The sequence below is a fragment of the Westiellopsis prolifica IICB1 genome, assembly GCF_004323185.1.
Classification (GTDB): Bacteria; Cyanobacteriota; Cyanobacteriia; order Cyanobacteriales; family Nostocaceae; genus Pelatocladus; species Pelatocladus prolificus_A.
In genome coordinates this window covers 269878-284543 of the sequence record NZ_NAPS01000001.1, presented here as the reverse complement: position 1 = coordinate 284543, position 14666 = coordinate 269878, and the positions used below count along the sequence as shown (strand labels likewise).

The following is a 14666-nucleotide window of genomic DNA, read 5'->3' as shown; positions in this document are numbered from 1 at the left end:
GTAAGTCGGCACAAATGTAGAGACGTGCCATGGCTCGTCTCTACTCGTTGGGGTCGTCATTAATTAGTCACTTGTCATTGGCTATTAGTAAGGATTTTAGTGCTGTTTACTTTTCGTAACATGGTTAGGTTTATTCCTACCGACTTACTTAGCTATGTTAAGAAGTTTAAATGTAGGGTGCGTTAGCCTACGGCATAACGCACGGTCAAGAATTCAAGGTGCGTTGCGCTGTGCGACAACGCACCCTACAGCTAATTTATATTTCTTCATATACATTGAATTTTTCCCGCCGACTTACTTATCAAAATTAGTGTGGTGTAGTACTGAAGTTGTGCAAAACAACTTCATAATGTTCGACTGTGGGAAACGGCTGATAAAAGTGATGCAGTAAAGAACGCCACTGTTGGTACTCTGGTGATTGTCGAAAGCCAACGGTGTGATCTTCCAATTTTTGCCAGCGTACCAGTAGAATATAGCGGTTGGGACTTTCTATGCAACGTTGCAGTTCATGAGAAATATATCCTGACATAGAAGCAATTATGGTTGAAGCTATTTTGAAAGTAGTTTCAAATTCAGTAGCCAAACCAGGTTTAATATCAACAATTGCAACTTCTAATATCATGTTGTCAAATACTAACTCAACAGCGATCGCTCTGTAACTAACAATCTCATATAAAGAGGCTGGGTATGTTTTAAATTACACTTGTATCATTGAGTCATAACATAAACCTCAATTAGAGTAGCTTTACGTTCAACGCAGAGGGGCGCAGATGAAACGCAAAGAAACGCAGGGTTTTTGTGGTAGAAATTAATCAGGTGATTAATATTTTCTTTTTGCTTGGCGATCGCAAATAATTAAATTTGATTGGTGATGATTATGACACAAGAGTCAGAAAATACTCTAAAAGTTGGTCGTCAAGCATTTGTATACTTTCAACATGGTTTAGAAACTGGTGATTGGAACCAGTTTTTAGATATGCTCACTGAAGACTTTACTTTTTGGTTCCCAATGGGAAAATTTCACGGGTTGAATGTGGGTAAAGAACGAGCGCAAGAGTTTTTTCAATACGTCACACAGGCTTTTCATCCTGGACTCAAACTAACTTCATTAGACCGCGTTACTAGCAGTGAAACAACGGTTGTGTTTGAATTTCGAGATGAGGGGATGTTATTGGGAGAACCATACAAAAATCGGGTAGCCGTTTCCTTTGATATACGTGGCGACAAAATTTGTAGCTACCGGGAGTATTTTGGTAGTGATGGTAAGTCAAATTAAATTATCAGTTAGAGACGCGAGGAACATCGCGTCTGTACAGTTATCGGTTAGCTAGTTATTCTCAACAATTGACTTATTTACTTCTCTACATTTCGCTTCTGCGGCTTGAAAAGCTTGTAAGTAATTTTTGCCACCCAACATCACATCGCCGTAATACTCATATGGTGCATCGCCATACACTGGTAATGGGTCGTCTTCTGGATAATCTTCTTGAGATTCTTCAAGAATTGCTTTGAGTTTTTTTAGTGTTAATGACTGTGCCGGAAAATACCAAAGTTCTTCTACATTTTTATGGAGATGGGGTAAGGTGGGATCAATAATGCGATCGCTCAACTCAATCCAAGCATATTCCATAGGTTGGTAAGGTTTACCCTTGGTAGCTAAAAATCCTTGCACATAAACAGATCCTTCAGTCGCTAAGGCAGCTTTGTAAGCATTATCAAACGGTTTCTTAGCTTTACTTTTGATGCGAGCAGCAATATCAATAGACAGCGCTTCATCCAGTAATTTATTCATCAACAGCGAGGATTCACAGCAGTAACAAAAAGATCCTAACATCAAACTAAGTTGTTGATTGTTGGGGATCGGGGATCGGGGATCGGGGATTGGGGATCGGGGATTGGGGATTGGGGATCGGAAAGAGACTTGTTAAATAATTCTCCCTTCCCTTGTCTCCCTTGTCTCCCTTGTCTCCCTTCCCTTGTCTCCCGACTCTCCATCTATGGCACAATAAAAAGCGGTAATAAATATAAAATATTGATAAAGGTAGTTTAGTGAGTCCAACAGCTGTTGCGCGTCGTGTGGTATTTCCGTTTACGGCAATTGTAGGCCAGGAAGAAATGAAACTGGCTCTGATATTGAACGTGATTGACCCGAAAATTGGTGGTGTGATGATTATGGGCGATCGCGGTACAGGCAAATCCACAACTATTCGGGCGCTGGCTGACTTACTGCCAGAAATTCCCGTAGTTGCGAATGATCCCTTCAATAGTCACCCCAGCGATCCTGATTTGATGAGCGATGAAATCCGCCAAAAACTGGAAACTGGCGGTGAGATTCCCGTTGATCATAAAAAAGTCCAAATGGTTGATTTACCACTGGGCGCTACGGAAGATCGTGTTTGCGGCACTATCGATATTGAGAAAGCCCTCTCAGAAGGTGTAAAAGCCTTTGAACCAGGACTTTTGGCAAAAGCCAACCGGGGTATTCTCTATGTGGATGAGGTAAACTTGCTGGATGATCACCTGGTAGATGTACTGCTGGACTCTGCTGCGAGTGGTTGGAATACAGTAGAACGGGAAGGTATTTCTATCCGTCACCCAGCCCGTTTTGTTCTGGTTGGTTCTGGGAATCCAGAAGAAGGTGAACTACGTCCCCAGTTACTCGACCGCTTCGGAATGCACGCTGAAATTCACACTGTCAAAGAGCCAGCTTTGCGGGTGCAAATTGTGGAGCAAAGGTCAGAATTTGACCAAAATCCTCCTGTTTTTGTGGAAAAGTATCAATCTCAGCAACAGGAACTGCAACAACGCATTATTAATGCCCAAGAGCTTTTACCCTCAGTTAATCTTGACTATGATCTGCGGGTGAAAATTTCCGAAGTATGTTCTGAGCTTGATGTCGATGGTTTACGAGGTGATATTGTTACCAACCGCGCCGCCAAAGCTTTAACAGCTTTTGAAGGGCGTACCGAAGTGACTGTTGATGATATCCGTCGTGTGATTGTCCTGTGTTTACGTCACAGACTTAGAAAAGATCCTCTAGAGTCAATTGATTCTGGTTACAAGGTGGAAAAAGCCTTTGCACGTGTCTTTGGTGTAGAACTATCAGAAGACATCGCACAAACAAATGGCACTAGTCAATTGAAAACAGGTGTTCGTTAGTTTATTGTTACTGGTTGTTTGTTGTTGGTTGTCACAAATAAAGACCAACCAACAACAAACAGCAAAAATGTCAATGATGGTTGATTTGTGATGAGAAGCTGGCGCTTTTGGTTAAACACTTTAATTTTATCTAGCCAATACAATCCACCGCGGTTTGTGGAATTGTTAATGTTGATGTTAGCAATTACGATGTTGGCTATTTCTAGTGTTGTACCAAGAGAAGTACCTTATATGGTATTGGGTTTAAGTTTTGTGGTTGGTGCATCAATTTCTATTTTAGTCCGAGAAGCGATCGCTCCCTCTCCTCAAACGCGAGTTACCCAATTGACAGCATTACTATTACTAGTAGTTAGTTTTTATGGTTTTGCTGACTTAATTAACATGTTATGAATTATAATATTATGTTATCTTAAATTTAATTTAGTTAAAAAATAAAAATTAAACTTATGCTTAGTTATCAATTGCTAACATAACTTTTTATAACAGTTTTTCAAACTTCGCTGCCGATATTTAGGTTGCTATGTCATGCTGGTAGGGTGAGAGTTCATTCGGCGACCGTGTTTGTTCTTAGTATTGATGGGTTTTTTCCTTTTGGTATTGACAGACTTTTCTCCGAAATCGCTCATCTCTACACATTTATGTCTGGTTTTGGAGAAAATTTATGTCAATTTATGTAGGCAATCTTTCCTACGATGTTACTGAAGATAGTCTCAACGCTGTCTTTGCAGAATATGGTACTGTTAAGCGAGTTCAGCTACCAACCGACCGTGACACAGGCCGCTTGCGTGGCTTTGGTTTCGTAGAAATGGGTACAGAAGCTGAAGAATCCGCCGCCATTGAAGCTCTTGATGGTGCTGAGTGGATGGGACGCGACCTCAAAGTGAATAAAGCCAAACCCAAAGAAAACAGGGGTTCCTATGGTGGTAACAGAGGAAACAACTTCCGTAACCGCTACTAATCCTAAATCTATACAACATTTGGGATTAATCTGAAGTTATCCCGTGCAAATGTACTAGAAAAGTTTTTCAATCCCACACTTAAAAGTGTGGGATTTTTTTGCTTTCTCAATTCTCATTCTTAATTTTTCAGCTTCTGTCTCTGACTAAAAACACCATGATTAGGACTCAATAGCAACGCCAATACAAATAATCCTGACACTACTAAAACAATCGCAGGGCCAGAAGGCAAGTTATAAAAGTAACTTAAATACATACCACTAATACTAGAAATTACCCCAATTACTGCCCCTAAAATCATGACTTCGTGGAGACGTTGAACTAATAAATAGGCAGTAGCGCCTGGTGTAATTAATAATGATAAAACTAAGATGACACCAACGGCTTTCATACTAGCGACTATTGTTAACGCAATCAACAGCATCAGTCCAAAGTTGAGACGATTGACTGGTAAACCTGCTGCTTGTGCGCCTAAAGGATCAAAAGTATAAAATAACAGTTCTTTGTACAGTAAAAAAACGACTATAAACACTATAGCGGCTATGAGCGCAGTATCTCTGACATCCTGCGTAGTCACGCCCAGAATATTACCAAAAAGAAAATGATTGAGGTCAATTTTATTTTCTTTTTGAATCACAGTAATTAACGTCACACCAAGCGCAAAAAAAGCCGAAAATACTATCCCCATTGCAGCGTCTTCTTTGATTGGCGATCGCGTCCTGATCAAAGCGATGCACATTGTACTCACAACACCAGCAATGAACGCTCCAATAAAAATGTTAGCGCCCAACAAAAAAGCGATCGCCAGTCCTGGTAAAACCGAGTGACTAATTGCATCACCCAGCAAAGCTAATCGTTGCACCATCAAGTAGCTACCGACAACCGCACACAACATCCCTACCAAAATGGCTATTACAAGCGATCGCTGCATAAAGCCATATTGTAAAGGCTCAATCAACGCTTCTAACATACTTGTCCTTTGTTTTTTGTCATTTGTCCTTTGTCATCCCAATGACCAATGACTAGTGACCAATGATTAATTATGCTGCCTCTTTCCAAAAGATTACATTACCACTGTAGGCGCGGGATAAGTTTTCTTCTGTTAATACCTGTTGTCGAGAACCTGTAGCAATTAATTCACGGTTTAATAAAATCAATTCATCAAAATGAGAGATTGACTCACCCAAATCATGATTGACAACAACAACTATTTTTCCAGCTTTGGTAAGTTCGCTGAAGACTTCAAAAATTACTGACTGAGTTTTTTGATCTATCCCTACAAAAGGTTCGTCAAAACAAAAAATTTCTGCTTCCTGTGTTAAGGCCCGTGCTAAAAATACTCGTTGTTGTTGTCCACCAGAAAGCTGTCCGATGGGTCGATAACGGTATTCACTCATACCAACTCGCTCTAACGCAGCTTTTGCTACTTGACGACTTACCGTACTAAAACCACGTAACCAGCCTGTTTTTTTCACCCTTCCCATCATCACCACATCCCAAACAGTAGCGGGATAAGTCCAATCAATTTGACTACGCTGGGGTACGTAGGCTACTTGATCTAGTTGCTGCATTAAAGGTTTACCTTTATACAGTATTTTGCCGTTACTAGGAACCAACCCCAACATCGCCTTCATCAGCGTACTTTTACCAGCACCATTGGGGCCAAAAATACCTGTGAGTTGTCCCGGTTTGATAGTGCAATTTATATCTGTGAGAGCTTCCACTGCTCGATAATACACGCTTAAATCAGCAATAGTAATGGCATCACTAGGATTATTTTCAATAGTTTGTATCTCTGCGCTAGACATTTCCACCGTTTTCCTTTGGGATTGGCTTGGGTGCAAAAATAGCATTTCCATAATTGTGTTTTTATAGTTCTTGCTTCAGCTTACTATAAAAATGAGAAGAAAATGAAAACATCTATAGCTAGGAATAATGTTTAATATAAGTAAACTTAATACTTCGGACAGAGGATTAGAAGTAGAAGGAGGATATGGGATACACGGGAGATACGGAAGCTATTTTTATCCTTTGGTTTTCCTAGTCTCTGCTTTTTCACCCTGGAGACGTATCTACCAAAATGCTTGTTTAGCAATACTTTTACCGCTTGCTTTATTCGCCTGTGCGCCATCAAATTCCAACTCACAGACGGATGACAAACCGCAAGTTGTCGCAACTAGCACAATTATTGCTGATTTGGCTGAGGAGGTTGGAGGAGATGAAATTCAATTAACGGGAATTCTTCAACCGGGTACAGATCCGCATGTATACGAACCTAGACCACAAGATAGTAAATTTTTAGAAGAAGCAGACTTGATTTTGTATAACGGGTATAATTTAGAACCTGGATTGATTAAGTTAATGAATGCTGCTGGAACAAAAGCGCGGAAGTTAGCGGTGGGAGAAGTCGCGAAACCCTTACAGTTAGATAAAGGTAAGGGTGAAGTAGTACCAGATCCGCATGTTTGGGGTAATGTAAAAAATGCGATCGCAATGGTGAATATAATTCGAGATAGCTTAATTGAGTTATCACCCGCAGACAAAGCTGAATTTACCGAGAATGCACAGCAACTAACTACAGAATTACAACAGTTAGATCGCTGGATTACCCAACAAATTCAAACTATCCCCCCAAATAAACGCAAACTTGTAACCACTCACGATGCTTTTCAGTATTACGGGCGTGCTTATCAAATACCGATTGTCGGTACACTGATCGGTATTAGCACCGAAGAACAGCCAAGCGCCCAAACTGTTAAACAACTAGTAGAATCAATCAAAAAAATTGGTGTATCGGCAATTTTTGCGGAAACGACAATTAACCCAAATTTAATACAAACAGTAGCACAAGAAGCAGGAGTCAAATTAGCGCCGCGTCAACTGTATTCTGATTCTATAGGTGCAGCTGGAAGTGAGGGTGATACCTATAGCAAAATGATGGCAGCAAATACACGGACTATTGTAGAAGCATTGGGAGGCAAGTATACGCCATTTTCCGCTGATAAGTAAGACCAAAGGTTCGTAGTAAGGACTTTAGTCCTTTCTTGAGGACTAAAGTCCTTACTACGAACTTAATTCAATAATTTTACCTTACTCAACTTACACAGAAAAATAGATTTCTAAAAATTCAATAATCGATTTTTTCATGTTTAATTCATATGAACAATCAGTAGTTTATAATTCATCTAGTATAATTTAATGATTGAAAAATAATTAACTAAATCATGAAGCAAAATGATAAATTGTAGACCTATTGCTATCGATTTATTTGCTGGTGTTGGTGGAATGTCATTAGGATTTGAACAAGCAGGTTTTGATGTGCTTGCGTCTGTGGAAATTGATCCAATTCATTGTGCTACGCACGAATTTAATTTTCCTTTTTGGAGTATTTTTTGTAAAAATGTAGTCGATATTACAGGAGAAGAAATTAGAAAAAATTCACCCATTGGCAATAGAGAAATTGATGTTATTTTTGGGGGACCACCATGTCAAGGATTTTCATTGATAGGCAAACGTTTTATTGACGATCCTCGCAATTCTCTGGTATTTCATTTCATTAGATTAGTTTTGGAGCTACAGCCCAAATATTTTGTTTTGGAAAATGTTAAAGGAATGACTATAGGAAAACACAAAGATTTTATCTTCAAAATCATCAGAGAATTTGAGATAAAAAATTACAAAATCAATCAAAAATATCAAGTATTGAATGCTGCTAACTATGGAGTACCTCAAAACAGAGAAAGATTATTTTTATTAGGTTGTCGTGATGATTTAAATTTGCCAAAGTACCCACTTCCAATTACTAAACATAGAAGACAAAATAAATCAAGTTTTGAGAATCAACTTCCACAAGTTCCTACAGTTTGGGATGCACTAAAAGACCTACCAGAAGTGGAAAAATATCAAGAATTATACACAAGAGATTGGATAGTTGCGGATTTTGGTAAGCCTAGTGATTATGGTAGACAACTTCGCAGCCTTTACTCTCCAGATAATAACTATTCATACGAACGTAAATATGACTCTAGAATTCTTACCTCTAGTTTAAGAACAAAACACAATTCAGAATCTATTAAAAGATTTGAGTCTACTCAACATGGTAAAATAGAACCCATAAGTCGCTTTCATAAACTTGATCCTGAAGGTATATCTAATACACTTAGAGCCGGAACTCCTAGTAATAGAGGAGCTTTTACTTCTCCTAGACCAATTCACCCATTTACGCCAAGATGTATTACTGTACGTGAAGCAGCACGTTTACATTCTTATCCTGATTGGTTTAGATTTCATGTTACTAAATGGCATGGATTTAGACAAATAGGAAATTCGGTCCCTCCGTTATTGGCTAAAGCAGTAGCATCAGAAATTATCAAATTGCTTAATGTACATTTAACTAAACCTCTGATTAAACATGAATTGGGGAATATTCAATTGCTAATGTATGATATGTCTGAAGCATCCAAACATTATAATGTTGATCCATGTGTAATAGAACCCAGAATTAGACAAATTAATAAAGAAAAAATGAACAATGATTTAATAGCAATATATGAACTGACACTAGAAGAAGGTGAAGTTAGAGTAATATAAGAAAAGCACTATAAACTACTACCCGCAGAGCAAGTTTCGCAAGCAGATTGACAAAAATACAAAAATTACTAAGCAAATTGAATTATATATTTAAGTAAATCGGCGCTCATAAATATAACTATATTACAAATGACAAATGACAAATGACAAATAACAGTCTCTATATTTGTGCCGACTTACTTAAACTAAACTTGTGCAATTTGGTGAATGAGCAGATAGTTGCAGTGTGGGAAGTTCAATCAAAAATTCTGCTCCCTGTCCTGGTTGAGAATTACACAAAAGCTTACCACCATGTTTTTCGGTAATAACTTGGTAGCTAATGGCTAAACCTAAACCTGTTCCTTTACCTACAGGTTTAGTAGTAAAAAATGGATTAAATAACTTGGAACGTACTGTTTCATTAATACCCATCCCGTTATCTTTAATACTAATAGTTACAGTCTGATTTTCAGCAGACGTCGATATATAAATTGTGCTTGGTTGAGCTTTAATTTCCTCTAGTGTACGATCGCGTTCTTCCAATGCATCAATTGCATTACTGAGAATATTCATAAACACTTGATTTAACTGACCTGCATAACACTCTACTAAAGGTAAATTTCCATACTCTTTAATAACTTGGATTTCAGGACGATCTGATTTAGCCTTGAGACGGTGATTCAAAATTACCAATGTGCTATCGATACCTTCATGAATATCAACTTTTTTCACCTCTGCTTCATCTAAGCGCGAAAAATTTCGCAATGACAGCACAATTTCACGAATGCGGTTTGTTCCTATTTGCATTGATTCGATTACCTTGATTAAATCCTTATCCAAGAAATCAAAATCAATTTCAACAAGTTCTTCTTGAATTTCGAGAGGTGGTTCAGGTAAATATTTTTGATAAAGTTGCACCAAACGCAATAAATCCTGAGTGTAATCCTCAACATAAGTGAGATTACCGTGAATAAAGTTAACTGGATTGTTGATTTCGTGGGCGACTCCTGCCACCATTTCACCAAGGGCTGACATTTTTTCACTCTGCACCATCTGTGCTTGTGTATAATGCAGTTCCGCAATGGTTTTTTGCAACTCAGTCGTGCGTGTTTCTACTCGTTGTTCTAGTTCAGTGTTTGTTTTTTCTAAAGCTGTAAAAGATTCTTGTAACTGTCTAGCCATATGATTGAAAGATTGCGCCAGAATCTCCAACTCATAAATTCCTTTGACTTCAACCGGGCGATCTAATTTTTGATCAGCAATTGCCTGACTTGCCTGACTCAGCTGTAAAATGGGTCGGGTAATCCAACGAGATGTATAAATCCCAATTACCGAAGCTGCTATCAAAGTCAGTAAGCACAGAGCTATTGTAGTGCGAGTGTTGGCGTTGATTTGCCCCATAAAATCAGCTTCGGGGACAGTGACGACCACAAGCCAGTCTAAACCAAACTGATCGCGCCAGGGAGTAACTTTAACATATTGGCGATCGCCTTTGAAATCAAACATTAACTGCTGCTTTTCTTTAATTTGTTGCAAGTATCCCAGCTTTGGCTGTAAATACTTAGCAGTAGCTTGAATCAGAGGATCACTACTATCAGATGCAGCCAATCGTTTAGTTTTACCATTAATTATCGCATAGGGTTTTTGAGTAAGTAGGTGGGCATGAAAAAACCAAACTATGTTAAGGTATGTAAATACGGAAAATGCATCTACCGAGGTGACTAAGTTATGGGCGCTCGTTTAAGAGTATTTTTAACTCGTGAGCAAGATAACACCTTGTTAAAACTGAGAACTGCGGATGTACCGCAGAAAGTTAAAGACCGAGCAGAGGTAATCAGACTAAACGCTCACGGCTGGTATGTAGAAAAAATAGCTGCTCACTTTAACTGGACTTCACAGACCGTGAGAGAAGTTTTGCATAAATGGCAAAAACTAGGTCTGGAAGGGCTTTGGGAATTAGCAGGTCGAGGGGGAAAACTGAAGTGGTCCGAAGAAGACATAATCTTTTTGGAAGAGTGCCTTAAAAAAGAACCACGTACATATAACAGTCGTCAACTTGCTGAAAAATTGTCAAGCGATCGCAAAATCAAACTGAGTCCTGACAGATTAAGACGGGTACTCAAAAAAAGGGGGTCAACTGGAAACGAACTAGGAAAAGTCACAAAGGAAAACAAGACCCAATAGCGCGAGTTTGTAAACAAGCAGACTTAGAGATGTTAGAACTGGCTGCTGCTACGGGAGAAATAGACCTGAAATACCTTGATGAATCTGGATTTTGTACGTGGAGCGAACCTAGTTATACATATTACTTTCGAGGTAAGCAAAAACGCTTAGAGCAAAGTAAGCGTCGTGGTCGAAGGTTAAGCATTATCGGGTTCTTTCAACCCTTAATCAGTTTTGTTTACGGYCTGATTATTGGAGGCGTTGATAGCAAAGTTTACATCCAAATGATGGAGCAAGAAGCCCAAGAAGCATCAAAAAGTGGGCGTATCCGAGTCATAGTGCAAGATAACAGTCCTATACATAGATCCCAGAAAGTCCAGCAGTTATGGTCAAAGTGGGAAAACCTTGGTTTGTATATCTTCTTTTTACCCAAGTATTGTTCCGAGATGAATCCAATTGAATTAGAGTGGCAACACCTCAAAAAAGACGAAATATCAGGACAAATGTTTGATGATGAATTAGACCTTGCCTATGCTGTCATCAATGGAGTCGAAGCAAGGGGGGAAAAGGGCAACTACAGTACCACACGTATTAAATTTTCCAATAGGAATGGTTAATTTTTCGTTACATACTTATAAATTTTCACGCCCACCTACTTATTTTTTCTACATACCAGCCGTGAGCGTTTAGTCTGATTACCTCTGCTCGGTCTTTAACTTTCTGCGGTACATCCGCAGTTCTCAGTTTTAACAAGGTGTTATCTTGCTCACGAGTTAAAAATACTCTTAAACGAGCGCCCATAACTTAGTCACCTCGGTAGATGCATTTTCCGTATTTACATACCTTAACATAGTTTGGTTTTTTCATGCCCACCTACTTACTAGAATTAGCAACTAATAACCCATTACGCTCAATAATAAAAACACTGCCATTTTGACTAACATGAATTTGGCGGAGAAAATCACTAATATTCGATAGCAATAAATCTACCCCAAAAACAGCAAATAATTTACCATTTTTATCATAAATAGGATAGCCAGCAGTAGCAGCTATGTAACTAACATCGCCATCCCAAGCATTGACACCAGTCCAAATCGGTTTACCAGCTTTTCCCGTCTTAATACCCCAAGGTTCTGCAAAAGTATTGTAATCATATGTATTTATTAGCTTTGTCCGGTTTCCTTGAGCATCTGTAGCGTAGGAATAAACCTTAGCTATTCCGTTGATAGCAGTAGGATATAATTCTATTGCGGTATATTTACTCCCCGGATAATTAGCAGATCCAGCTCCTTGACCTGTGGCTAGACTGTAGCTGTTGTAGCCTAAATTTTTATAGACCTGCATCTGTTTCCAAAAATATTTTCCCACACGTTCAAAATCTCGTAAATCCAGTAATCCCGTCTCTACAGCATCCACATTCATTTGATTAATCTGATGAGGAATTGCTAAATAGCTATTCAGATGCTGATTTACTAAGCTGTTGGTTTTGTTCATTACCTGATCAGCAAGTTCGTTGACTGCTTTTTGCCCATTTTTAAAGGATAAATATCCGACTAAACCAACAGAGGTAGAAATTTGAACTACGAAGGGAACTATTAATAATAGCTGTAAAGGAACTTTTACAAAACCCTTGGAATCAGAAAATTTCATATTTATATGAATTGAGTAACATCACCCAAACATTCGACTGAAGTTATTGTTCCCATATTCGTGATTCAAATTAATCTTGAGACAAATCTAAACTTATTGATTTGATGATTTTTTGTTTATTGGCAATTCGTGAAAGTTTTTTTAAAATAAGCAATGATTTCAGAGCATTCCTAAATCATTCGCTCCAGACAAGATCCCCGACTTCTTAAACAAGTTGGGGATCTGGACTTTGCGATTTTCACAAATCATATAGGATTGCTATATAAGGGTGTAAGGGTGTAGGAATTTATGAAATGATGATTACTCCATTAGTTTTACACTCATCACTCATTGCTTTATTAAAAACCTGCACTTGTCTCCCTTCCCTTGTCCTCTTTGTTCCCTTTGTCCCCGATATCCAACCCCAGCAAGTGCCAAAAAATACACAAGAAACTCATCTCAACCGCGCTCGTGCGAGTCTCAGACAAGCGCTGTCTTGGTATAGCAATTTCCGCAAACCCGGACAAGTATCAGCAAATCCAAAATTAGCTGGTTTGGTAAAAACAGAATTAGAGGTTTTAACCGCTACTCTCAACAAACTAGACCATAATGTGATTGTAATTGCCGCTTTTGGTTTGGTAAGTCGTGGTAAGTCGGCGGTGTTAAATGCTTTGTTAGGACAGAAAATTCTCCAAACTGGCCCTTTACATGGTGTAACTCAGTATCCCCGTTCTGTACGTTGGAATCTTGGTGATAAAGCCCAAATAGAATTAATTGATACGCCAGGACTAGATGAAATTGCGGGAGAAACGCGATCGCAAATGGCAAAAGATGTGGCACGTCAAGCAGATTTAATTTTGTTTGTGGTTGCTGGTGATATTACCCGGACTGAATACCAAGCTTTGTGCGAATTGCGACAGTCACAAAAGCCCTTGATTCTCGTGTTCAATAAAATAGATTTATATCCAGATACAGACCGAGAAACAATTTACAAAAATTTGCAACAATTGGGCGCAGGAAATACCCAAACCAAACCTTTACAACCCGATGAAATTGTCATGATTGCAGCGGAACCAACACCCTTAGAAGTACGGGTTGAATGGCCAGATGGTAATGTAACTTACGAATGGGAGACACCACCCCCACAAATAGACGAACTCAAACAAACTCTTCTGAAAATTCTTAACCGGGAAGGGCGATCGCTCATTGCTTTAAACGCACTCATCCAAGCACGGGATGCAGAAGAAGCGATCGCATCCAAAACTGTAGATGTACGTCAACAAGAAGCAGAAAACTTAATTTGGCAATTTACCAAATATAAAGCCGTGGCTGTCGGGTTAAATCCTATCGCCTTTCTAGATATTTTAGGTGGAACTGTCGCCGACTTAGCCTTGATTCGTTCTTTGGCACGATTGTATGGTTTACCGATGACAGGCTATGAAGCCGGGAGACTATTAAAAACAATTTTATTCAGTTCTGGTGGTTTGTTATTAGGAGAATTAGGTAGCAGTTTTATTTTAGGGTTAAATAAAAGTACGGCAGCAATTGCTAGTGGTGACAACCCTAGTAATATTACAGCCTTTGCCGGGAGTGCGATCGCTCAAGCTGGAATCGCAGGTTATGGAGCCTACGCAGTCGGTAAAGCAGCCCAAGTGTACCTCGAACAAGGCTGTACCTGGGGACAATTAGGCGCTAGCACCGTGATCACAGAAATTTTAGCTGAGGTGGAGTCAAATACAATTTTGTATCGTTTGCGACAGGAATTGGAACAGAATTTAGGTATAACAGGCAAGTGAAATTCAAGCATTAAAAGCCCTTAGATCCTCTGAAATTTGAGATCAAACGCTTGTAACGTTGGTGTTCTCTTAACCATTGTTTACAAACCTCCTCGGCGAGTTGTATTTCTTTTTCACTCAAAAGTTCATCTGGTGTTCCAGAGGCTAAAATCTGGGCAACTTTAGCGGCTCTTTGATAATCGACACCATACTTAACGAGTTCTGTATGAAAAAACTCTTCTTTGTCCTTAGAGTACATTTTGAAATTTAGTAACTAAGATTTTTAAGCTTTGTATATAATTTCTAAAATTTATGAAGCAACCACTTCTTACTTTAGATAGATTCAATCATGAACTTTAGCTTTTCTTTATAAAGTCAGAGAACGGGGAACGGGGAACGGGGATTGGGGATCGGG

The 14666-nt window shown here is 39.0% G+C and carries 14 protein-coding genes and 2 pseudogenes; 8 read left to right on the top strand and 8 right to left on the bottom strand.

The window, feature by feature from the left end; all coding sequences use genetic code 11:
- Positions 1-307: 307 nt before the first annotated feature.
- Positions 308-622 (bottom strand): antibiotic biosynthesis monooxygenase family protein, encoded by a 315-nt coding sequence (locus B4U84_RS01250; protein WP_131115106.1) that lies wholly within the window; start codon positions 620-622, stop codon positions 308-310.
- Positions 623-877: 255 nt separating this feature from the next.
- Here B4U84_RS01250 and B4U84_RS01245 point away from each other — a divergent pair, with 255 nt between their 5' ends.
- Positions 878-1276 (top strand): nuclear transport factor 2 family protein, encoded by a 399-nt coding sequence (locus tag B4U84_RS01245; RefSeq protein WP_131115104.1) that lies wholly within the window; start codon positions 878-880, stop codon positions 1274-1276.
- A gap of 51 nt (positions 1277-1327) precedes the next feature.
- Here the strand turns inward: B4U84_RS01245 and B4U84_RS01240 are convergent, their stop codons facing one another.
- Positions 1328-1792 carry a hypothetical protein gene (locus B4U84_RS01240; protein WP_131115102.1) on the bottom strand — a complete coding sequence of 155 codons (465 nt, stop codon included), beginning with the start codon at positions 1790-1792 and terminating at the stop codon, positions 1328-1330.
- A gap of 257 nt (positions 1793-2049) precedes the next feature.
- On the opposite strand from B4U84_RS01240, the gene bchI reads away from it, so the two are divergent.
- The 3 genes from bchI (at position 2050) to rbp (ending at position 4117) form a co-directional block, all read left to right on the top strand.
- A complete protein-coding gene (bchI, locus tag B4U84_RS01230; protein ID WP_017312410.1) occupies positions 2050-3159 on the top strand; it encodes a magnesium chelatase ATPase subunit I in 1110 nt (369 codons plus the stop codon).
- A gap of 90 nt (positions 3160-3249) precedes the next feature.
- Entirely contained in the window at positions 3250-3549 is a 300-nt protein-coding gene (locus tag B4U84_RS01225) for a hypothetical protein (protein ID WP_017312411.1), read from the top strand.
- Positions 3550-3820: 271 nt separating this feature from the next.
- Positions 3821-4117 (top strand): RNA-binding regulator, encoded by a 297-nt coding sequence (rbp, locus tag B4U84_RS01220; RefSeq protein WP_016859852.1) that lies wholly within the window; start codon positions 3821-3823, stop codon positions 4115-4117.
- A 119-nt stretch (positions 4118-4236) separates the two neighbouring features.
- On the opposite strand, the gene B4U84_RS01215 is transcribed toward rbp, so the two are convergent.
- Both B4U84_RS01215 and B4U84_RS01210 read right to left on the bottom strand, forming a co-directional pair.
- Positions 4237-5085, bottom strand: a complete 849-nt coding sequence (locus B4U84_RS01215) for a metal ABC transporter permease (protein ID WP_017312412.1) — start codon at positions 5083-5085, stop codon at positions 4237-4239.
- Between the two features lie 70 nt (positions 5086-5155).
- Complete coding sequence (locus B4U84_RS01210) at positions 5156-5974, bottom strand: metal ABC transporter ATP-binding protein (RefSeq protein WP_131115098.1); 819 nt, start codon at positions 5972-5974, stop codon at positions 5156-5158.
- Positions 5975-6050: 76 nt separating this feature from the next.
- On the opposite strand from B4U84_RS01210, the gene B4U84_RS01205 reads away from it, so the two are divergent.
- On the top strand, positions 6051-7124 hold the full coding sequence (locus B4U84_RS01205; RefSeq protein WP_131115096.1) for a metal ABC transporter substrate-binding protein: 1074 nt from the start codon (positions 6051-6053) through the stop codon (positions 7122-7124).
- 225 nt (positions 7125-7349) lie between these two features.
- The gene (locus B4U84_RS01200) at positions 7350-8705 is read left to right on the top strand and encodes a DNA cytosine methyltransferase (protein ID WP_131115094.1); all 1356 of its coding nucleotides are present in this window, start codon (positions 7350-7352) and stop codon (positions 8703-8705) included.
- A gap of 180 nt (positions 8706-8885) precedes the next feature.
- Here the strand turns inward: B4U84_RS01200 and B4U84_RS01195 are convergent.
- Positions 8886-10346 (bottom strand): annotated as a pseudogene (locus B4U84_RS01195) (sensor histidine kinase); the annotation flags it as partial.
- A 66-nt stretch (positions 10347-10412) separates the two neighbouring features.
- On the opposite strand from B4U84_RS01195, the gene B4U84_RS01190 reads away from it, so the two are divergent.
- Positions 10413-11464 (top strand): IS630 family transposase gene (locus B4U84_RS01190; RefSeq protein WP_165490309.1). Its coding sequence is split into 2 segments (ribosomal slippage): positions 10413-10805 and positions 10808-11464, totalling 1050 coding nucleotides; the frame shifts between segments, so codons are not numbered across the junction.
- A gap of 37 nt (positions 11465-11501) precedes the next feature.
- Here the strand turns inward: B4U84_RS01190 and B4U84_RS01185 are convergent.
- Positions 11502-11648, bottom strand: a pseudogene (locus B4U84_RS01185) (IS630-like element ISAcma27 family transposase); the annotation flags it as partial.
- Between the two features lie 72 nt (positions 11649-11720).
- Positions 11721-12497 carry a PDC sensor domain-containing protein gene (locus B4U84_RS01180; RefSeq protein WP_242677511.1) on the bottom strand — a complete coding sequence of 259 codons (777 nt, stop codon included), beginning with the start codon at positions 12495-12497 and terminating at the stop codon, positions 11721-11723.
- Positions 12498-12907: 410 nt separating this feature from the next.
- Here B4U84_RS01180 and B4U84_RS01175 point away from each other — a divergent pair, with 410 nt between their 5' ends.
- Positions 12908-14272 (top strand): GTP-binding protein, encoded by a 1365-nt coding sequence (locus tag B4U84_RS01175; protein ID WP_131118645.1) that lies wholly within the window; start codon positions 12908-12910, stop codon positions 14270-14272.
- A gap of 10 nt (positions 14273-14282) precedes the next feature.
- Here B4U84_RS01175 and B4U84_RS01170 read toward each other — a convergent pair whose 3' ends face one another.
- Entirely contained in the window at positions 14283-14510 is a 228-nt protein-coding gene (locus B4U84_RS01170; protein WP_017312419.1) for a hypothetical protein, read from the bottom strand.
- Positions 14511-14666 lie beyond the last annotated feature (156 nt).